The 18829-nt window shown below is 61.1% G+C and carries 17 protein-coding genes and 1 riboswitch; of the genes, 10 read left to right on the top strand and 7 right to left on the bottom strand.

The features are described 5' to 3' along the window. Positions 1-114: 114 nt before the first annotated feature. Positions 115-258, top strand: a riboswitch (FMN riboswitch). A 112-nt stretch (positions 259-370) separates the two neighbouring features. Continuing rightward, entirely contained in the window at positions 371-1003 is a 633-nt protein-coding gene (gene ribB / locus LJE98_RS15890; protein ID WP_229576197.1) for a 3,4-dihydroxy-2-butanone-4-phosphate synthase, read from the top strand. A gap of 40 nt (positions 1004-1043) precedes the next feature. Here the strand turns inward: ribB and LJE98_RS15885 are convergent, their stop codons facing one another. The 4 genes from LJE98_RS15885 to LJE98_RS15870 are packed head-to-tail and all read right to left on the bottom strand — an operon-like array spanning position 1044 to position 5339. Continuing rightward, a complete protein-coding gene (locus LJE98_RS15885) occupies positions 1044-2528 on the bottom strand; it encodes an FGGY family carbohydrate kinase (RefSeq protein WP_229576196.1) in 1485 nt (494 codons plus the stop codon). Between the two features lie 5 nt (positions 2529-2533). After that, a complete protein-coding gene (locus LJE98_RS15880; RefSeq protein ID WP_229576195.1) occupies positions 2534-3493 on the bottom strand; it encodes a transketolase family protein in 960 nt (319 codons plus the stop codon). Next, positions 3493-4314 (bottom strand): transketolase, encoded by an 822-nt coding sequence (locus LJE98_RS15875; RefSeq protein WP_229576194.1) that lies wholly within the window; start codon positions 4312-4314, stop codon positions 3493-3495. The genes LJE98_RS15880 and LJE98_RS15875 overlap by 1 nt, the downstream gene beginning before the upstream one ends. A 44-nt stretch (positions 4315-4358) precedes the next feature. Continuing rightward, positions 4359-5339, bottom strand: coding sequence for a sugar phosphate isomerase/epimerase family protein (locus tag LJE98_RS15870; RefSeq protein ID WP_229576193.1), 981 nt, complete (start codon positions 5337-5339; stop codon positions 4359-4361). 349 nt (positions 5340-5688) lie between these two features. Here LJE98_RS15870 and LJE98_RS15865 point away from each other — a divergent pair, with 349 nt between their 5' ends. From LJE98_RS15865 to LJE98_RS15845, 5 genes are all read left to right on the top strand, one after another. Then, on the top strand, positions 5689-6630 hold the full coding sequence (locus tag LJE98_RS15865; protein WP_229576192.1) for a D-ribose ABC transporter substrate-binding protein: 942 nt from the start codon (positions 5689-5691) through the stop codon (positions 6628-6630). Positions 6631-6701: 71 nt separating this feature from the next. Continuing rightward, the gene (locus tag LJE98_RS15860) at positions 6702-7319 is read left to right on the top strand and encodes a DUF2291 family protein (RefSeq protein WP_229576191.1); all 618 of its coding nucleotides are present in this window, start codon (positions 6702-6704) and stop codon (positions 7317-7319) included. Then, on the top strand, positions 7316-8845 hold the full coding sequence (locus tag LJE98_RS15855) for a sugar ABC transporter ATP-binding protein (protein ID WP_229576190.1): 1530 nt from the start codon (positions 7316-7318) through the stop codon (positions 8843-8845). Before LJE98_RS15860 ends, LJE98_RS15855 begins: the two co-directional genes overlap by 4 nt. Beyond that, the gene (locus LJE98_RS15850) at positions 8842-9906 is read left to right on the top strand and encodes an ABC transporter permease (RefSeq protein ID WP_229576189.1); all 1065 of its coding nucleotides are present in this window, start codon (positions 8842-8844) and stop codon (positions 9904-9906) included. The genes LJE98_RS15855 and LJE98_RS15850 overlap by 4 nt, the downstream gene beginning before the upstream one ends. A 95-nt stretch (positions 9907-10001) precedes the next feature. Continuing rightward, the gene (locus tag LJE98_RS15845; protein ID WP_229576188.1) at positions 10002-10811 is read left to right on the top strand and encodes a DeoR/GlpR family DNA-binding transcription regulator; all 810 of its coding nucleotides are present in this window, start codon (positions 10002-10004) and stop codon (positions 10809-10811) included. Between the two features lie 274 nt (positions 10812-11085). Here the strand turns inward: LJE98_RS15845 and LJE98_RS15840 are convergent, their stop codons facing one another. Then, entirely contained in the window at positions 11086-12114 is a 1029-nt protein-coding gene (locus LJE98_RS15840) for a LysR family transcriptional regulator (protein ID WP_229576259.1), read from the bottom strand. Here LJE98_RS15840 and LJE98_RS15835 point away from each other — a divergent pair. The 3 genes from LJE98_RS15835 (at position 12101) to LJE98_RS15825 (ending at position 14683) form a co-directional block, all read left to right on the top strand. Continuing rightward, positions 12101-12808: an NAD(P)H-dependent oxidoreductase gene (locus tag LJE98_RS15835; protein ID WP_229576187.1), complete on the top strand. Its 708-nt coding sequence runs from the start codon at positions 12101-12103 to the stop codon at positions 12806-12808. The genes LJE98_RS15840 and LJE98_RS15835 overlap by 14 nt on opposite strands. Before the next feature lie 106 nt (positions 12809-12914). After that, positions 12915-13898 carry an LLM class oxidoreductase gene (locus LJE98_RS15830; protein ID WP_229576186.1) on the top strand — a complete coding sequence of 328 codons (984 nt, stop codon included), beginning with the start codon at positions 12915-12917 and terminating at the stop codon, positions 13896-13898. Next, positions 13895-14683, top strand: coding sequence for an SDR family NAD(P)-dependent oxidoreductase (locus LJE98_RS15825; protein WP_229576185.1), 789 nt, complete (start codon positions 13895-13897; stop codon positions 14681-14683). The genes LJE98_RS15830 and LJE98_RS15825 overlap by 4 nt, the downstream gene beginning before the upstream one ends. A 74-nt stretch (positions 14684-14757) precedes the next feature. Here LJE98_RS15825 and LJE98_RS15820 read toward each other — a convergent pair whose 3' ends face one another. Together LJE98_RS15820 and LJE98_RS15815 are read right to left on the bottom strand one after the other, a co-directional pair. Next, positions 14758-16380 (bottom strand): GMC family oxidoreductase, encoded by a 1623-nt coding sequence (locus tag LJE98_RS15820; protein ID WP_229576184.1) that lies wholly within the window; start codon positions 16378-16380, stop codon positions 14758-14760. Further along, on the bottom strand, positions 16380-17105 hold the full coding sequence (locus tag LJE98_RS15815) for an FCD domain-containing protein (RefSeq protein WP_229576183.1): 726 nt from the start codon (positions 17103-17105) through the stop codon (positions 16380-16382). Before LJE98_RS15815 ends, LJE98_RS15820 begins: the two co-directional genes overlap by 1 nt. A 187-nt stretch (positions 17106-17292) precedes the next feature. Here LJE98_RS15815 and LJE98_RS15810 point away from each other — a divergent pair, with 187 nt between their 5' ends. Beyond that, positions 17293-18759, top strand: coding sequence for an aldehyde dehydrogenase family protein (locus LJE98_RS15810; RefSeq protein WP_229576182.1), 1467 nt, complete (start codon positions 17293-17295; stop codon positions 18757-18759). Positions 18760-18829: the final 70 nt, after the last annotated feature.

Below are 18829 nucleotides of genomic sequence, written 5' to 3'. Positions count from 1 at the left end.
AGAAGAGCGGGTCATGCGTTCGTGTCGGGTCAACTGCAGGAATCGGTTCATGCCGTCATGCCAGCCATGTTGAAAACTGGGCTTGAAATGGACGCAACTGAGGTTGTAGGGTTTCGCTGTTCTCAGGGCGGGGTGCAATTCCCCACCGGCGGTATCCGGCTTGGCCGGGAGCCCGCGAGCGCTTCTGCCTCGGCAGAAGGCAGCAGATCCGGTGCGATGCCGGAGCCGACGGTATAGTCCGGATGGAAGAGGACAAGGTGTGTTGACCCGTCTGCAAGGCCGGGTGCATGCGTTTGTTCGCCCAAGGGAAAATTGCGACCGCAGGGTCGTGTTTTGCCGCGAAAGCGGGATACCCTTGAAAGGCATGGAAATGACAGTCTCGAAAATTGAAGATGCAATCGCGGCGCTCGCTGAGGGCGGCATGATCGTCGTTGTGGACGACGAGGATCGCGAGAACGAAGGCGATATCATCATCGCTTCGGAAAAGATTACGCCGGAAGCCGTTGCCTTCATGATGAAGCATGCCCGCGGTCTGATCTGCATTGCGATGGAGGGTGAACGGCTCGATGCGCTGGACATTCCGCTGATGGTGCCGCGCAACACGGAATATCTAAAGACCGCCTTCACGGTGTCCGTCGACTTTATCCATGGCACGACGACCGGGATTTCGGCGGCGGACCGGGCCGCGACCGTTCGCGCGCTGCTGGACGAGACTTCGAAGGCCGAGGATTTCGCCCGTCCTGGTCACATCTTTCCGCTTCGCGCGCATCCTGACGGCGTGCTCGGTCGCCCGGGCCACACGGAAGCGGCGGTGGATCTTGCAAGGCTCGCAGGCCTTCAGGCCTCAGGCGTTATCTGTGAGGTCGCGAACGACGATGGGACCATGTCGCGGCTACCGGAATTGCGCGAGTTCTGTCTGAAACATCAGCTGCCGCTGATCACGATCGCCGATCTTGCTCTCCATATGGCCGGACAGAAAGGCGGCGAAGCGGCCGCCGCCTGATGCCTTGCCGTGGCCGAAAGAGCTGATCTTTCGGCCACATTCAAACGGCGTTCGAAACAGGTGACTTCACGCGTGTGATCGCCTCGCGCCACCGCGTCAGCAGGTCGGCGCGCGCGTCGGCCTGCATGGTCCCGGGATCGAACCGGCGAGCATGAGAAGGCTCTGGGGGGCTGATCCCCAATGAGTGGAAGGCCATCGCCGCTGCACCGATGGCGCCGACTTCCGGCTGATCGCCGCGCAATACCGGCCGGTCCAGAATGTCCGCCTGCAACTGCATGAGGAAATCATTGGTCGACGCACCGCCATCCGCCATCAGTCCGGACAGAGCAAGCCCGACATCCTGCTGCATGGCCTCGAAGACGTCGGCAATCTGAAGGGCGACTGCCTCCATCGTTGCGCGGGCGACATGGGCCGGCATGGTCGCATGGGTCATCCCGGAAATCGTGCCCGTCGCATTGTCCGTCCAATGCGGCGCACCCAGACCGGCGAGTGCCGGGACGAATACCACCTTGCCACTGTCGGAGACGGATTGCGCAAGATCGGATAGGGCGGCCGGGCCATCGAGACCCAGCAGGGTCGCGGCAAAGGCAATGGCCTGTGCCGAAACGGTGATATTCCCCTCAAGAGCATAGGCGACGCCGGAACCATCCGACCAGGCGATCGTGCTCGAGAGACCATGCCGGGACAACACACGCCTGTCAGTCAGGGTCATCAGTGACGAGCCTGTGCCGAAGGTCGCCTTGACCAGGCCCGGGGCGCGAACGCCGTGGCCATAGAGAGCCGCGTGGCTGTCACCCATCATGGCAAGGATCGGCGTGCCTGCTGGCAGCGCAGTTGTCCCTGCCTCGGTATGGCCGAAGCGATTGTTCGAGGGCAGGGCCCGCGGGAGCGCCGAGGCCGGAACGTCGAAGAGGGTGCAGAGTTCAGGGCTCCATTCCAGTTTCGCCGTGTCGAACAACATGGTCCGCGAGGCATTGGAATGGTCGGTTGCAAAGACAGCTCCACCCGTCATCTTGAACAGGAGCCAGCTGTCCACCGTGCCGGCACGCAGACGTCCGCGTTTTGTGAGATCCCGCGCCGAAGCCACGTGTTCCATCACCCAGCCGAGCTTCGATGCCGGGAAGAGCGCGTTGATCGACAATCCGGTCAGGCCGACGACGGTCGCATCATGTCCGGTATCGATGAAAGCCTGGCAGGCGGCCGCAGTCCGGCGACACTGCCACAGAATGGCGGGTGCGAGCGGTTCGCCGGTCTCGGAATCCCAGACAACAAGCGTCTCTCTCTGGTTGCTGATGGCGATCCCGGCGATGGAGCCGTGGTTGCCCGCAACGATGTCGGCCATGACGGACTGGACACTCATCCAGATGGCATCGGCCGACTGCTCGGCCCAGCCTGGTCGCGGATAGTTCGATGCGAGGGGTGCCGAGGCCTTTGCAACGACCTTGCCCAAGGCATCGATGAGCACGGCCTTGGTGTTGGTCGTGCCCTGGTCGACGGCAAGGATGAGCGGCCTGTCTTGCGCCATCGTGCTCACCGCTTGCGCGCGAGTGCCCGGCGGGCTGCCGCGGCGATCCCGTCGGCTGTGATGCCGTAATGCTCGAAGAGGAAGTCCACGGAGCCGGTGACGACAAAACCGGGAAATCCGACCCGCTCCACCGGGACCGGCTGATGCCCGGCCGTGTATTCGGCGACAGCGCCGCCCAGCCCGCCGCGGATATTGGCTTCTTCCACGGTGACAATCGCACCGGTTTCGCCGGCGGCGGCCGCGAGCGCCTCCTCGTCGAGCGGATTGAGGGTCGCCATGTTGAGGACGCGGGCCGAAATGCCTTCGTCCTGAAGCTTTTCGGCAGCTTGACGCGCCAGGTGCACGGTGGTGCCGCAGCCGATTACGGTCACGTCGCTGCCGTCTCGAACAAGTTCGGCCTTTCCGGGGCGGAAGACACGGTTCTTGATGTCAAGGTCCGGCACCGGCATGCGGCTCAGGCGCAGATAGACAGGACCTTCATGGGCTGCTGCCCACTTGACCGCTTCTGCCGTTTCCCAGGCGTCTGAAGGCACGATGACTGTGACGGCGTCGAGCGGACGAAGCCAGGCAAAGTCCTCGATCGAGTGGTGCGTGGGGCCAAGCTCGCCATAGGCCACGCCGGACGACTGGCCGACGAGCTTCACGTTGAAGCGGGCATAGGCGATGTCTGCCTTGATCTGCTCCAGGGCGCGAGCGGTCAGGAAACACGCGGCGGCCGAGACGAAGGGGATCTTGCCGCCATTGGCAAGCCCGGCGCCGACGCCGACCATGTTCTGCTCGGCGATACCGACGTTGACCAGACGCTCGGGAAACGCCTTCTGAAAGCCGCCGAGCTTCGACGAGCCGACGGAATCGTTGACGACGGCGACGATCCGCGGATCCCGGGCCGCGAGGTCCTCGAGCGTGCGAGCCCAGGCGTCACGGCAGTCGTGGAAACCTTCCTGTTTCTTGGCGGGAGCGGCCATCAGACGAGTTCCTCCAAAGCAATTCCGTACTGTTCGGCATTAGGCACGCCATGATGCCAGGATGCCTTGTTTTCCATGAAGGACACACCCTTGCCTTTCACAGTATTGGCAATCACGCAGAGCGGACGGCCCCTGCCCGTGCGCGGTGTCGCCAGGACGTCGAGGAGGGCGCCGATATCATGGCCATCCACCATCAATGCCTCCCAGCCAAAGGCCCTGAACTTTTCGTCGAGGGGATCCAGACCATTGGTCTCCTCGGTGCCCATTCCCTGCTGAAGACGATTGCGGTCAACGATCAGGGTCAGATTTTCGAGCTTCCGATGGCCGGCGGTCATTGCCGCTTCCCAGTTGGAGCCTTCCTGCAGTTCCCCGTCGCCTGTCAGCACGAATGTGCGATGAGCCTGCTCCGAGATCTGGGCGGCGATTGCAATGCCGAGCCCGACAGGCAAGCCATGTCCGAGCGGCCCGGTGTTGGTTTCCACGCCCGGCAGGTAATTCCTGTTCGGGTGGCCGTTCAGTCTGGAGTTCGGCTGCATGTATGTATCCAGCCAATCCTCGGGATAATAGCCCGCGGCACAGAGCGCTGTGTAAAGCGCGCCGGTCGCATGACCCTTGGACATGATGAACCGGTCGCGGCTCTCGAGGGCCGGTTTCGTCGCGTCGTATCGCATCACGCCGAAGTAGAGCGTGGCGATGATATCAATGGCGGAAAAATCCCCGCCCGGATGCCCAAGCTGGGCGTCATAGACCATCTTGAAGGCGCGACGGCGCATCCATAGCGCCTTCTCGCGGATGGTCTGAACGGTATCGTTCTTCAGCATTCAACAAGCCTTTCCGTTGGGGAGGACCCCACTGCAACCTGCGCTCACATGGCGCCGAAGAGAGCCTTCTGGGCGATCCGCAAGGCTGAGATCGCGTCGTGTCGGCTCTGCGCTTCCTTCAGGGCGTCGAGATCAAGTGTCTCAAGACCCTTGTCTGCGGCTTTCAGGAAGTCGATGGCGTGATTGGCGGTCGCGACACTGTCCTCGCGGAAGGGGAACTGGTCGAGCTGCCAAACACCTTCCCACTTGTTCTTCCTCAGCACGTAGAAGAATTCGAACAATTCGATCGGGTGCAGGCTGCCCGCGACAAGGTCATCATCCCAGCTGCGGTAGTTGTCGTTGACGTCCATGCCGAAGAGCCGACCATAGTCGATGGCGAGCTGCGCGCTGTCGGCGGCGCATTCCCCGCCCATGATCGCATGACCGAAATCCAGGAGAATGCCGATGTTCGGCAGGCCGATCTTCTCGATGCCGAGAAGCGTGCGGGCGACAGAGCCGAAACTCATGCGAACCCGCGGTTCGCGCGGCTTGTACTCGATGACGAATTTCAGATCGGGGTTTTCGCTCGCCAATTGGCCGACACCGTCGAGCGAGTGCTTCCACAACGTGCCGTAGTCGACCTGGAAGGGATAGTCCCAGCCATCCTGGCCTGGCCAGAGTTTTACATAGTCAGCGCCGAAATAGCGAACCTGGTCGCAGGCTTCCGTGACCAATTCGTGGGTTCGTCTCCTGATGCCGGCATCCGGATTGGTGAAGGAGCCCTTGGAAAATTCCCGGGTGTAGATTTCCGGAGTGATGCCGATGACGCCGAGATTGTTGCGGTCGAGAGCGGTCTTGATCTCGGCGTTGGTGAAGTCTCCGCCGAAGAAGGGGTAGTTGATGTCGACAACCGAGAGGTCGCGCACCTGGCCGGCAAGGTCAATCGCGTCGATGACACTGCGTGGAGTGCCGTAGCCGTCGGTCGCGTAGCGATCGACATAGGTTGCGAAATGCCAGATTCCGGCGCCGAAGCGTTGGGTCGTCATAGGGTGCGTCCTCCAGTTAGAGAAATCCGTCCACCTGTTCGCAGGTCTGCTTGCCCCGGGTCGCGATGCTTTCGCGGCGCCTGCGATCTATGTGGAAGGCTTTCGTTTGCTTTTGTTTGATTTCGATATCTTCCATAATTTTAGGTGTGCGACAAGAGCTTTTCCGTGTTCGGATCTAAATTTGCTGCATTGCAGCGTTTATGGAGTCCTATTCGCGCGAAGTCCGTGCCCGACGAGTCCAGGAACGTAGGTGCCGAGAGTCAAACAAAAATAGATTGACATCAATCGAAATCATTCGATAGAAAATGCACAGGTCACAAGGAGGTGGCTTGGAGTAAGGGAGGTTCTAATGAAAATTTCACGCCGTTTTCTCGTATCTGTTTGCGCATTGACCCTGTCCGGCTTTGTGCCGGGCTTTGCCATGGCGGCCGATACCATCGCGATCATCACACCGAGCCACGACAATCCGTTCTTCAAGGCGGAAGCCGACGGTGCTGCGGCCAAGGCCAAGGAGCTTGGCTATGAAACGATGATCATGGTCCATGACGATGACGCCAACAAACAGAGCGAGTTGTTCGATTCCGCCATCGCGGCCGGGGTCAAGGCAATCATCCTCGACAACGCCGGTGCTGATGCCTCGGTGGCGGCCGTTCAGAAGGCCAAGGACAAGGGCATTCCGTCCTTCCTGATCGACCGCGAGATCACGGCGACGGGTGTTGCCGTCTCGCAGATCGTCTCGAACAACTACCAGGGTGCGCAGCTCGGGGCGGAAGAGTTCGTCAAGCTGATGGGTGAGACAGGCAATTACGCCGAACTCGTCGGCAAGGAATCCGACACGAATGCCGGCATCCGTTCGCAGGGTTACCACGACGTGATCGACCAGTATTCGGACATGAAGATGGTCGCTCGCCAGACTGCGAACTGGTCGCAGACCGAAGCCTATACGGTGATGGAATCGATGCTCCAGGCCCATCCCGACATCAAGGGTGTCATCTCGGGTAACGACACCATGGCCATGGGCGCGTACGCCGCTCTCGAGGCTGCCGGTCGCAAGGACGTCATCGTTGTCGGCTTCGACGGCTCAAACGATGTCCGCGATTCCATCCTGAAGGACGGCATCAAGGCGACCGTTCTGCAGCCTGCCTATCAGCAGGCCCAGCTGGCGGTCGAACAGGCAGACAAGTTCATCAAGACCGGTTCGACAGGTGTCGATGAAAAGCAGCTGATGGACTGCATTCTCGTCAACAAGGACAATGCCTCCAAGCTCGAGACATTTGCTATCTCGCAGTGATTTCGTGCCTGAAGACCACCCGGGGCGCTTGCGCGCCGGGTGGTCGTCTCAGTTGAAGAAAATGGTCTTTGATGATGAAACCCATCCTGTTCACAGCCGGCCTGCTGGTCGCGTTGAGCCTTTCGGGCTGCAAGCTCGTGAAAACCGAGAGTGCCGATCAAGCGGCGGTCGATCCGATCGAGGCGCTCGTGTCCGAAACCTTCGAGGCGAAACTCGTTTCGACCCTGTCCGAAACAGCAGTCGACCTTTCCGTCCTGCTCGATGCGGTGACGGCCGGGCTGGATGATGCGGGTGGAAAATATGGCCTGCGCGTCGGTGGTGCCGGCGGTGGCTGGAATTTCGCGGTCAAGGGCAAGGGCAGGGTCGTCGCCGAAGACCGCGCCTCAAAGGCGGCGGTTGCCGAAGTCGATCTCGACGGCGACGGAACGGCTGACGCAATCCTGCAACTCGGCCCCGTCGTGAAGGGTTCGGCGCTTCGCGACGCGACACCACTCTATGATTTCTCTGCGTTTCGCGATCAGATCGAATATGCGCGACTTGGTCGCGCGCTGAATGATCGTGCCGTGTCGACGATATCAGCCGACAGCGCGCTGAACGGCAAGACGGTCGAGTTTCTCGGCGCCACCGTTCTGCGTTCCGCTGGCGAGAAGCCGCTCGTGACACCTGTCAGCGTGGAGGTCGTGCCATGAGCGAGGCGCATCCCATCGGGCTCACGATCCGCTCCGGGTCGAAGATCTATCCGGGAACGCAAGCCCTCAAGAATGTCGATTTCGATCTGCGCATGGGGGCGGTCAACGTTCTGGTTGGCGAGAACGGTGCCGGCAAGTCGACGTTGATGAAGGTTATCGCGGGGGTCGAGCAGCTGAATGGTGGCACCATTTCGCTCGACGGCAAGCCTGTCGTTTTCGCCGACCGCACGGATGCGGCGCGCCATGGCGTGGGTATCGTCTTTCAGGAGCTCAATCTCTTTCCCAACCTGACTGTCGCGGAGAATATCTTCGTCGGCCACGAGAAGACGGTCGGCGGGGTCCACATCGACAGGGCCGCCCAACGGGCCGTCGCGGCTGCGCTCATGAAGCGTCTGGAGCAGGACATTGATCCCGACATGCCGCTCGGCAACTTGCGGATAGGCCAGCAGCAGATTGTCGAGATCGCCAAAGCGCTTGCCGAAGACGCACGTATCCTGATCCTCGATGAGCCGACGTCGGCCCTCTCTGCCGCCGAGGTCGAGGTGCTGTTTCGCGTCATTGGCGACTTGAAGCGCCAGGGTGTGGGCATCGTCTATATTTCCCACCGGCTCGAAGAACTGATCCGGATCGGAGACTATATCACCGTCCTCCGCGACGGGGTGATCACCGGCGCACGCTCCATGGAGGGGGTCGATATTCCCTGGATCGTCTCGAACATGATCGGCAGCGCCTCCAAGGAGTTTCCGAAGACCGAGCACACTTCGCTCGGCGACGAGATTTTCCGCGTCGAAGATGTCTGCTTGCCCAGCCCTGCTGGCGGATATGTGGTCGATCACATGTCGCTTTCGGTGCGATCGGGAGAAATTGTCGGCCTCTACGGATTGATGGGGGCCGGACGGTCGGAACTTCTGGAATGTATCATGGCGCAGCATCCTGCCTCGGCAGGCAGGCTCTTCATTGGCGGAGAGCGCGTCAAGGAGCGTAGTGTGTCCGGGCGGATCAGGCGCGGTCTTGCGCTGATCCCGGAGGACCGCAAGCGCGACGGTCTGGTGCAGATCATGAGTATTCGTGAAAATCTAACGCTCTCGTCGCTCGGCGATTTCACCAGGGTCTTCCACCTGAGCTTGAAGGCGGAAGCGGCCAAGGCCGCAGAATTCGTCAAGCGCATGGCGATCAAGATCGCGAGCCTCGAACATCCCGTGTCGAGCCTTTCGGGCGGCAACCAGCAAAAGGTCGTCATCGGCAAGGCCCTGATGACCAAGCCACGCATCCTCTTGATGGACGAGCCGTCTCGCGGCATCGATATTGGCGCCAAGGCCGAAATCTTCCGCACCATGCGCAAGCTGGCGGCCGATGGTCTCGGCATTCTTTTCGTTACCTCGGATCTGGAGGAGGTTCTCGCTCTCTCCGATCGCATTCTCGTTATGGCGAATGGCAGGCTCACCGGTGACTTTCCGGCCGGTGCCGCCGCCGCGGACGTCATCTCCGCCGCGACGCCCAATCTGAACAAGGTCAAATCTTCATGAGCAGTTCCGTCACCGCCCACGGCAGCAAGGCTGTCGGTCCATCTTCGCAAACCTCGATGCTGCTTCTCCTCCTGAAGATGCGCACCTTCGTCGCCCTGATTCTCGTGTTTGCCTTCTTCGCCGTCGCTGCGCCGAACTTTCTGACGGGGGCGAACATGCTGATCATTTCGAAGCATGTGGCGCTGAATGCGCTGCTTGCCATCGGCATGACCTTCGTCATCGTATCAGGCGGCATAGACCTCTCCGTCGGCTCGATCGTCGGTCTGTGCGCCATGGTTGCTGGCTGGCTGGTGCTTTACGGCATCGACCTACAGATCGGCTGGAGCCTGCAGTTCAACACGCTCGAGATCTGCCTGGTCGTCGCTGTCGTCGGGATCCTGATCGGGTTGATCAACGGGTTACTGATCACGAAGCTCAATGTCGCGCCTTTCATCGCGACGCTCGGCATTCTCTATGTTGCCCGAGGTGCTGCCCTTCTTTTTTCCGACGGCCGGACGTTCCCGAACCTTGCCGGCAATCCGGAGTATGGCTCCGACACCTTCAGGCTGATCGGCTCGGGGAGCTTGCTCGGTTTCCCCCTCTCGGTCTGGATCATGGTCGTCGTTGCGCTCGCCGCCGCCTATCTCGCGACACGGACGCCACTTGGTCGTCACATCTATGCGGTTGGTGGCAACGAGCGCGGGGCTGCCCTGTCCGGTGTCAATGTCGATCGCATCAAGCTCTTCGTCTACATGTTCTCCGGCTTCTGTGCCGCGCTGGTCGGCCTCATCATTGCCTCGCAGCTGCAGGCGAGCCATCCGGCGACGGGTGAGACCTTCGAACTCAATGCGATTGCCGCGGCCGTCCTCGGCGGAACCTCCATGTCCGGTGGCCGCGGTCGCATCGGCGGGACGATCGTCGGCGCATTCGTGATCGGTATCCTGGCCGATGGCCTGATCATGATGGGCGTCTCCTCCTTCTGGCAGACCGTGATCAAGGGACTCGTGATCATCGCTGCCGTCGTGGTCGATCAGGTGCAGCAGAAGCTGCAGGCCCGTGTGGTCCTGCAGAACCAAGCGTGATGAGTATTTCAACTGACGGGCACTTGTTGTAAGGGAGCCGTGGGTTAAGATCGAAACACTGCTGTTTGCTTGCGAAATTCGAGGTTTGTCGAGACATGGACGCGAAGACAGAAAACGATTCTTCCGAATCCATGGTGGGCTTGCTCTCCGAGCCACGGCGTCGGCGTATCCTCGAATGGTTGCAGGAAGAGGGCTCGGCGCGCGTGCGCGAGCTGGCAACTGCATTCCACGTCTCCGAGGCGACGATCCGTCAGGATCTTGAGCGGCTGGAAAACGAAGGGTTCATCACGCGCGAGCATGGTGGCGCCTATCTGAATTCCGCCGCGCCCCAGATGGGCACCATGGCCCTGCATCACCAGGAGAACATGGACAAGAAGCGCAAGATCGGCACTCTGGCCGCCGGTCTGGTGAAGGATGGCGAGACGCTGATCCTCGACGCGGGCACGACGACGACCGAGATCGCCATGCGGCTGGCGAGTCGCCGCAACCTGACCCTGATTACCAATGCACTCAACATCGCGATCATCTTGGGGGCGGTGCCGACTTTCGCCGTCCATATGCCGGGAGGCCAGTTCAAATCGCCGACGCTGTCCCTGTCGGGTGACAAGTCGGTTGAGTATTTCAGCAATATTTTTGCGGGGAAGCTTTTTCTCGCCACCGCCGGCGTCGATCTGGAGGCCGGGCTGACCTATCCGAGCTTTGCCGATCTGCAGCTCAAGGAAGCGATGATCAAGGCGGCAGCCCATGTCTATCTGGTTGCGGACTCAACAAAGATCGGGCGGTCGTCGTTCACCCGTCTCGGATCGCTGGATGTCATCCAGTCCCTGATTACAGACGACGGCATACCGGACCGTGTCGCCAAGGAATTCGAGCGCCGTGGCGTGGAAGTTCTTGTCGCAACATGATGATCGCGGACATAAGCCGGGCTCGATAATGCCTGCTTTTCCTCTCTTTCCCCGAGCTCTCTTTCCCAATGAGGAGAGCGTGCGTGTTTGCGTGCCGATCGCGCAATCCGGCACACATTGCTGAAGCGCCAGCATCGAGGCAAGGATGGAGGCCAATTGGCCGAACATGGCGAGCTCCGCTGACTTGCCGTCGGCCGAGGAGACGACACTGGTCTTCCATGTTCAACCGTCGAGGCGCTTGGTTGATACCTCGGGCCGCGACAGCCGGCAGTTTTCAGGCGGACCACTCGGGGCGATTGCCCAGCCTGTCGGTCACAAAGTCTATGAAAATACGGGTTTTCGGCGTCAGAACATTTGATTTCGGATAGACGAGCCAAAGCACTGTGGGCTCGTTCAGTCGCCAGCCGGGAAGGATGCGAACAAGTCTGCCCGACTTGATCTCGTGGGCGACGCTCCAGAGTGAATTCACCGAGATCCCGGCACCGGCTATGGTCGCCTCACGCTGCGCATCGCCATCGTCGACGATGGCACGGCAGGTCATCTGGCCTGGCTCGAGCACCGCGGTCTCTCCCGTCGCGTTCACGAGGCTACGCGGCTCGAGATTGCTCCAGGCGATATACTGATGACGTGCCAGTTCAAGTGGCGAGAGAGGCGTCCCGCGGCTTTCAAGATAGCCCGGCGATGCGCAAAGGATGCGAGTGTCGTCGGAAAGCTTCCGCCCCTTCAGGCTGCTGTCGGTCAGCGGCGCGCTTCTGAGCGCAAGATCGAAACTGCCTTCGATCAGGTCGAAGCGTGTGTCGGAGAGCCGCAGGTCAAGTGTGAGATTGGGATAGCGCGCGTAAAATTCAGGCAGCAGGGGCATGATGTGGAGCTGTGCGAAACTGCTCGGAGCCGCGAAGCGCAGCGTTCCCTTCAGATCCGTCCCGGCACCACCCAAGGCGGCACGCGCGGCATCCGCCTGCGCCAAGATTTCCCGGGCGTAGGGCAGGAAATCCGATCCGTCGAGCGACAGGGAAACTTTGCGCGTCGTGCGGCGCAAAAGCTCGACGCCTAGCTCGTTTTCAAGTTTTGCAAGACGCGCACTCGCGACCGCCGGAGCCAGACCAAGCGCGCGTCCGGCGTCGCTGATGTTGAGCCGTTCGGCTGCCAAAACAAACAGACGCAAGCAGTCAGTGTCCATCACCATTATATCCAAAATCGGAAAACTGAACTCCGAAGGCTGCTGATTTAATTCAAAATTGCAAGTGATATCTGTTGGGCAGCGAAACACAGCACCAATGGAATGAGCCATGAACGCGATCACCAAGATTCTTCCCGACATCCAGGCCCAGATCATCGACGCCTTCAACTTCCGCCATGCCACCAAGGTCTTCGACCCCGAGCGCAAGATCGACGAGAGTGCCTTCGAGACGATCCTTGAAGCCGCGCGCCTGTCGCCGACCTCCTTCGGGCACGAGCCCTTCAAGGTGTTGCTCATCCAGACCCCGGAAAAGCGGGAATTGTTCCGCGAGTTCTCCTGGGGGGCGAACGGCATCATGAATGGTTCTGCCGGTCAGTTGGGCACGGCGAGCCATTTCGGCATCATACTTGCCAGTACCGCTGAGACGATGACGGCTGGGTCGGACTACCTTGTGGATCACTACCGGACGGTCAAGAAGCTGCCCGAACCGGTGATCGAGATGTTCAACGGCGCCTATGGCAAGTTCCAGACCACCGACCACGGCATTACGACGGATCGTCAGATCACCGACTGGTCGGGCAAGCAGGCCTATATCGTTCTGGCCAACATGATGACCGCGGGCGCCCTGATCGGCATCGACAGCTGCCCGATCGAAGGTTTCGACATGGGGCTTACGACCCAGACGCTGGCGCAGCATTTCGAAATCGACACCGGCAAGTGGAAACCCGCGGTGATGTTCGCCTTCGGCTACCGCGCCAAGGATCCCGAATTTCCCAAGACCCGTCGCAGCATGGCGGAAACGGTCAGCTGGTTCTGACGTTCAGGTTCGACAGCCGCAAGGAAAGGAGCCTTCCAAATGGTTCATTCTTCCGTGCTCGACGTTGTGCCGTCCAGCGAGGAATAGAGGCGACGGGAGAGAAGACATGCTGGAGAAGGTCGAGATGAGGAACTTCCAGACCCTGAACCGCGCCTACAACGCGGTCTTTCGGCCCGGGCGCCTGAGCGTCGGGCTGGTCGTGCCGCTGGACCCGCATGGCCACGACCCGGTTCCGGATCTGACGCGGCACATCGAACGCGCACAACTGGCCGACAGTTTGGGTTTCTCGGCACTCTGGCTGCGCGATGTGCCGTTCAACGTGCCGTCTTTCGGTGACGCCGGGCAGGTCTTCGATCCCTTTGTCTATCTCGGCGCGCTCTCCATGGCGACGCGCAATATCGCGCTTGGAGTGGCCAGCATGGTGCTGCCGCTGCGCCATCCCGCGCATGTGGCCAAGGCCGCCGCCTCGGCGGATGCGCTGTCTGGCGGGCGGCTTCTGCTCGGCATCGCCTCGGGCGACCGGCCCGACGAATACCCGGCGCTCAACATGTCCTTCCCCGATCGCGGCGCGCGGTTTCGCGACAGCGTGGACTACATCCGCGCGATGGCCGAGAGCTACCCCCGTATAGAGACAGCACAAGGCATCCTGACGGGCGGGATCGACATGCTTCCGAAACCGACCGCCGGTGGCTTGCCGCTGCTGATCACCGGCGGCAGTCAGCAATCGGCCGAGTGGGTGGCCCGGAACGGCGATGGCTGGATGACCTATCCGCGCGATGCTGCCGCGCAGGGCCTAGTGGTTGCGGACTATCGTCGTCGGATTGCCGAGGCCGGACTGCCTGACAAACCGGTGATGCAGTCGCTCTATGTAGATCTTGTCGAGCAGCCGGATGCCCCGCCGCGGCCGATCCATCTGGGCTTCCAATCCGGCACGGTATTCCTCAAGCGCTATCTTGCCGAACTGCGCGACCTCGGCATCAACCATGTCGCGCTGAATCTTCGCTTCAGCGGCGCCGATATCGATGACACGATGCATCGCCTTGCCGAGGCGCTGCTACCGGAATTCCCCAACGCTGAGGAACAATCATGACCAGGGCCAAGACCATTCTCATTACCGGCGCAACCGACGGCATCGGACTTCTGACGGCTCGAACGCTGGCTGCAGAAGGACATAAAGTCCTTTTGCACGGACGCAGCTCCGACAAATTGGCAGCGGTGGCGCGCGCGCTGGGTGGCACCCCCGAAACCTACCTTGCCGACTTCGCGCGGCTGGATGAGGTGCGTGCGCTGGCCAAGACAATTCTTTCGCGCCATGACAGGCTGGATGTCCTCATCAATAATGCGGGCGTCTACAAGACATCGCAGACGCGAACGCCAGAAGGACTGGATGTGCGCTTCGTGGTCAATACCATTGCGCCGTATGTGCTGACGCAGGCCCTGCTTCCGTGCCTTTCGCGGGACGGTCGTGTGGTGAACCTGTCCTCGGCTGCGCAAGCTCCGGTCGATCTGGCCGCGCTGCGGTGCGAGGTCGCGCTCGATCACATGGGTGCCTATGCGCAAAGCAAGCTGGCGATCACGATCTGGACGCAGGAAATGGCGCGGCAGCATCCCGATGGCCCGGTCTTCGTCGCGGTGAACCCCGGCTCGCTGCTGGCGTCGAAGATGGTGAAGGAAGGTTTCGGTGTTGCAGGCAACGACCTGCGCATCGGCGCCGACATCCTGCGCCGCGCCGCGCTGTCGGACGAATTCGCCAAGGCTTCAGGCCAGTATTACGACAATGACGGCGGGCGGTTTGCCAATCCCCATGCCGCGGCAAAAGACACTGATCACGTTGCCGCTGTCATGCAGGCCATCCGCGATCTGGCCGGGGAATGACGCGAGGAGCCGAGGACCGTTGCGAGAACGCCGCGGTACCTCGCATCGAGTCCAACGCGAGCTCCGCTGCAGTTCTATATCCGGCCCATGATCATGTCGGCACAGCGGTCTCCGAGCATCATGGCGGGTGCATTGGTGTTGCCGGCATTGATGTCAGGAACCGCAGACATGTCGCAGACCCTGAGTCCCCTTACCCCGCGCACACGCATCCGCGCATCCAGAACCGCGAGCGGGTCCCCATCCGGGCCCATGCGCGCGGTGCCGGCCGGGTGATAGTTGGTCTTGACGAAGGCCTTGCAGTGGGTGTGAAGCCCTTCGTCGGACAGATCAGGACTTTGCGGTAACGCTATCCTGTCGACTCTGGACGCCAGCGGCGACTGGCGGAACGCCTTCAGAAAGAAGCGTTGCGCCGCAATCATCTCGCGCATATCGGCATCATCCTTCAGCAGGTTGGGCGACACCAGGGGCGGGGCTGCGGGATCGGCGGAGGCAAGACGAACTTCGCCGCGTGATCGCGGTTTCACGACCACGGTGGTAATCGTCAGGCCGTAACCATCCTTCACGAGGTCGCGCCGGTCGCGATCGACATAGACGATCGGCACGCAAAAGGCCTGGATGCTCGGTATCCCGTCCGGATCGTGCGGGTTGATGAAGGCGCCAGCCTCAACGCCAGCCGTGGTGATTGGTCCGGTGCCGAAGAGCTTGAATTGCAGGCCATTGCGCAGCATACGCCAGCCTTCGCCCTGGCGATAATAGCCATAAGCTCCGTTCAGATAGACCGACATCGGGACTTCCGGATGGTCTATCAAGTTCTGCCCGACACCTGGCGCATGGTGCCGGCAGGCAATGCCATGCTCGGCCAGATGATCCGACGGGCCGATGCCGGAGAGCATCAAAAGCTTGGGCGTTACCAGTGCGCCGGCCGACAGAATGATTTCGCCGCCGCAATGGACTTCCTGTCTGGGGCCGCCGTCCTTGTGGAACGCGACACCACAGGCGCGGTCACCGTCAAACAGGATCTCGGTCACTTCGCAGCGCAACTGCACGGCGAGTTTGGGGTTGTTCTTCTCCGGTTCGATGAACGCATAGGCCGATGAGGACCGTTTGCCGTCGCGATTCATGAATTGATAGAAGCCCACGCCCTTCTGACTGGTTCCGTTGAAATCGGGGTTGAAGGGGACACCCATGTTCTGGACAGCCTGGACGAACCAGCGCGAGGTCTGGTCGATATGCCCGGGATCAGACACGAGCAGCGGACCTTCATTGCCATGCAGGTCGCCTCCGAGCCGATTGTTGCCCTCCATCCGGCGGAAGTGCGGAAGGACATCTTTCCAGCCCCAGCCGACCCCGTCATTGCTGCCCTCCAGCAATGTATCCCACTCGTCGTAGTCGCTCGGCCTGCCACGCATATAGACCTGTGCGTTGACCGACGAACCGCCGCCCAGAACATTTCCCTGCGCGATCTCATGGACGCGACCGTCGAGATGAGGCTGTGCGACAGTGCGGTGATAGCGCATGTAGCGCGAGCCGTTGATCATCTTGAAGATGCCCGGCGGCATGTCGAGAAGGGGATGCCGATTGGAATGGCCGGCTTCCAGCAGCAGGACCTTCGCCTTTCCGTCCCGCGCCAACCGGGCGGCTGCAACACAGCCTGCCGCGCCGCCGCCGATGACGATGTGGTCGTAGCGATCGCTCATCAGTCCTGAACCTCGAAGGTGCCGCGCACATATTCCCACGCAGCCGAAAGATGCGTTTCCAGCGCTTTCTCCGCGGCATCGCCGTCGCGATCGACGATGGCATCGAAGATCGCCTTGTGGCTGAGATAGTTCATGCGGTTGCGTTCCGGCGAGCGGGGCATGCGCTCCCAGTGGGGTGCCAGCCAGGAGGTGTAGGCCTCGTGGACGGCAGGGAAGATCGGATTGCGCGGAATCCGGTAGAGCACCCCATGGAAGGCGACATCGGTATTGTAGAAGCGAACCGAGTTGTCGATTGCGTCGTGATTGGCCGCCAGCGCCGTGCGCAGATCATTGATGTCGTCACGCGTTGCCAGACGTGCGGCGTCGCGCGACAGGGCGCGTTCCATGAAGACGCGGCTTTCATAAAGCGTTCGGACGCCACTGGGCTCACCGATGAGCAGCTTGACGATGCTGCCGACGGTGGACAAGGCCGTGTCGTAGCCGGGCTTGCGCACGACAGGGCGATAGCGGGGGCGGGCCTCGATCATGCCGCGACTTGAAAGCGTAGTGATTGCTTCGCGCACGACGGTGCGGCTTGTTCCGAACCGTTCCATCAACTCCCGCTCGGCCGGAAGCGGCGCGCCATTCTCAAGCGCGCCGGAGAGTATGTCCTCCTGGATGTTGGCGATGACCCAATCGGCGGCACGTCCGCCTTGTCTGCTGTCTTCCGCGGTTTGGTTGCGCATCGTGTCCGCCTTTGGTCTGTCTAAAATCTAGCAGCAATCTACCGTTTTCGATCTGGCAATCAATGGTTTTGCGCTGAAATACCAGTGTTTATGCATGAAATTTAGAATCTTGCCTAAGTCGACTTGACTTTTGGTGCATCCATTATCTAGGTTTCACATAAGTTTGGTACGACGAAAAGGTTTGGCAATGCGGTTCGAGCGAGGCGGCGGGACCCCTATACAGGGGATGATGTATGTGGGGGGGCGCTGGATCGACGGCGCCGGCCGCAACGCCCTGGCGGTGGAAAATCCCGCGGATGAATCCCTCATTGCCACGATCCCGGAAGGCGTCGCCGAGGATGCGGATGTCGCACTGGATGCAGCGAAGGCTGCGCAACCCGCCTGGGCCGCCCTTCCGGCTGTTCAGAGAGCCGACTTCGTCGTGAAGCTGGCTGACCGAGTGGCGATGCGCGCAGAAGAACTCGCACAGATCATCACGATGGAGCAGGGAAAGCCGATTGGTCAGGCCAGGGGTGAAGTTGGCGCCGTGCTCGGTTTCCTGCGTTACCATGCCGGCAATGCCCGGCGGATCGAGGGCGACATAGTTTCGTCCGACAATATCAACGAGGAAATCCAGATTCGCCGTCATCCCTTTGGCGTCGTGGTGGCCCTGACGGCGTGGAATTATCCGGCAGCGCTTGCCGCGCGAAAGCTGGCGCCGGCTCTGGTGGCGGGCAATACGGTGGTCCTCCTGTCCCATGAGGTCACACCGCTTTCGGGGTTGTTTCTGGCGCTGCTGGCCGACGAGGCGGGTCTTCCAGCGGGTGTGTTCAATGTTGTCACCGGGCGTGGGCCAGTGGTTGGCCGCGCTCTGGTGCAAAGTCGGGTGACGTCTCTTGTGACGATGACCGGCAGCACGCGCGCCGGCAAGGAGATCTTCGCCACTGCCGCCGAAACCCTGAAGGTGCTCCGCCTGGAACTTGGCGGCAAGGCGCCGTTCATCGTCATGGACGATGCCGATATCGATGCGGCGGTCGAGGCGGCCGTGGCTGCGCGCTACACCAATTGCGGACAGATCTGCACCTGCAATGAGCGGATGTACCTTCATCGCGCCATTGCCGAGGAGTTTCTCGAGAAGTTCGTGCTGCGCTCCTCGCGGCTCACGATCGGCGATCCAATGACCGATCCGGATCTCGGCCCGAAGGTGAACTCGGCGGAAATCGCCAAGATCAAGGAGATCGTCGATCAGGCGGTCAAGGCTGGGGCCGAAATCCTTCTGCCGGGTGGACCGCTGAAGGACGGCGCTTTTGCCAAGGGACATTGGTATTCGCCGACGGTTCTGTCGGTTGCCGACAATGCCTCGCCGGTGATGCAGACGGAGGTCTTCGGTCCGGTGGTCGCGGCGATGGAAGTCGAGAGCTTCGAACAGGCAGTCGCCCTTGCCAATGATACCGACTACGGCCTCTCGGCCTATGTCTTCACCCGCGATTACAGGCGGTTGATGCGCACACCGGCGGCGCTGAAATTTGGCGAGATCTATTTCAACCGCGCCAATGGCGAACAGTTCCAGGGCTTCCATACCGGCTGGGGTCAATCCGGCCTTGGCGGGGAGGACGGCAAGTATGGGTTTGACGGCTATCTGCGCAAGCAGACGCTCTATCTGAATTGGGGATAGTCCCCGGGTTGAGGTTCCGACGGGCCGCAACGCAACCGCGACGGAGGAGGTCCGTCGCACCAAGTGGAGG

The organism is Rhizobium sp. 'Codium 1', assembly GCF_020889605.1.
Classification (GTDB): Bacteria; Pseudomonadota; Alphaproteobacteria; order Rhizobiales; family Rhizobiaceae; genus Allorhizobium; species Allorhizobium algae.
The sequence above is the reverse complement of the archived record's forward strand: the minus strand, read 5'-3'. Positions and strand labels throughout refer to the sequence as shown.

Bases quoted from the DNA above. Each gene is read 5' to 3' on its own strand.
- ribB (WP_229576197.1), top strand. From the start codon at position 371: ATGACAGTCTCGAAAATTGAAGATGCAATCGCGGCGCTCGCTGAGGGC.
- LJE98_RS15885 (WP_229576196.1), bottom strand. From the start codon at position 2,528: ATGGCGCAAGACAGGCCGCTCATCCTTGCCGTCGACCAGGGCACGACC.
- LJE98_RS15880 (WP_229576195.1), bottom strand. From the start codon at position 3,493: ATGGCCGCTCCCGCCAAGAAACAGGAAGGTTTCCACGACTGCCGTGAC.
- LJE98_RS15875 (WP_229576194.1), bottom strand. From the start codon at position 4,314: ATGCTGAAGAACGATACCGTTCAGACCATCCGCGAGAAGGCGCTATGG.
- LJE98_RS15870 (WP_229576193.1), bottom strand. From the start codon at position 5,339: ATGACGACCCAACGCTTCGGCGCCGGAATCTGGCATTTCGCAACCTAT.
- LJE98_RS15865 (WP_229576192.1), top strand. From the start codon at position 5,689: ATGAAAATTTCACGCCGTTTTCTCGTATCTGTTTGCGCATTGACCCTG.
- LJE98_RS15860 (WP_229576191.1), top strand. From the start codon at position 6,702: ATGATGAAACCCATCCTGTTCACAGCCGGCCTGCTGGTCGCGTTGAGC.
- LJE98_RS15855 (WP_229576190.1), top strand. From the start codon at position 7,316: ATGAGCGAGGCGCATCCCATCGGGCTCACGATCCGCTCCGGGTCGAAG.
- LJE98_RS15850 (WP_229576189.1), top strand. From the start codon at position 8,842: ATGAGCAGTTCCGTCACCGCCCACGGCAGCAAGGCTGTCGGTCCATCT.
- LJE98_RS15845 (WP_229576188.1), top strand. From the start codon at position 10,002: ATGGACGCGAAGACAGAAAACGATTCTTCCGAATCCATGGTGGGCTTG.
- LJE98_RS15835 (WP_229576187.1), top strand. From the start codon at position 12,101: ATGAACGCGATCACCAAGATTCTTCCCGACATCCAGGCCCAGATCATC.
- LJE98_RS15830 (WP_229576186.1), top strand. From the start codon at position 12,915: ATGCTGGAGAAGGTCGAGATGAGGAACTTCCAGACCCTGAACCGCGCC.
- LJE98_RS15825 (WP_229576185.1), top strand. From the start codon at position 13,895: ATGACCAGGGCCAAGACCATTCTCATTACCGGCGCAACCGACGGCATC.
- LJE98_RS15820 (WP_229576184.1), bottom strand. From the start codon at position 16,380: ATGAGCGATCGCTACGACCACATCGTCATCGGCGGCGGCGCGGCAGGC.
- LJE98_RS15815 (WP_229576183.1), bottom strand. From the start codon at position 17,105: ATGCGCAACCAAACCGCGGAAGACAGCAGACAAGGCGGACGTGCCGCC.
- LJE98_RS15810 (WP_229576182.1), top strand. From the start codon at position 17,293: ATGCGGTTCGAGCGAGGCGGCGGGACCCCTATACAGGGGATGATGTAT.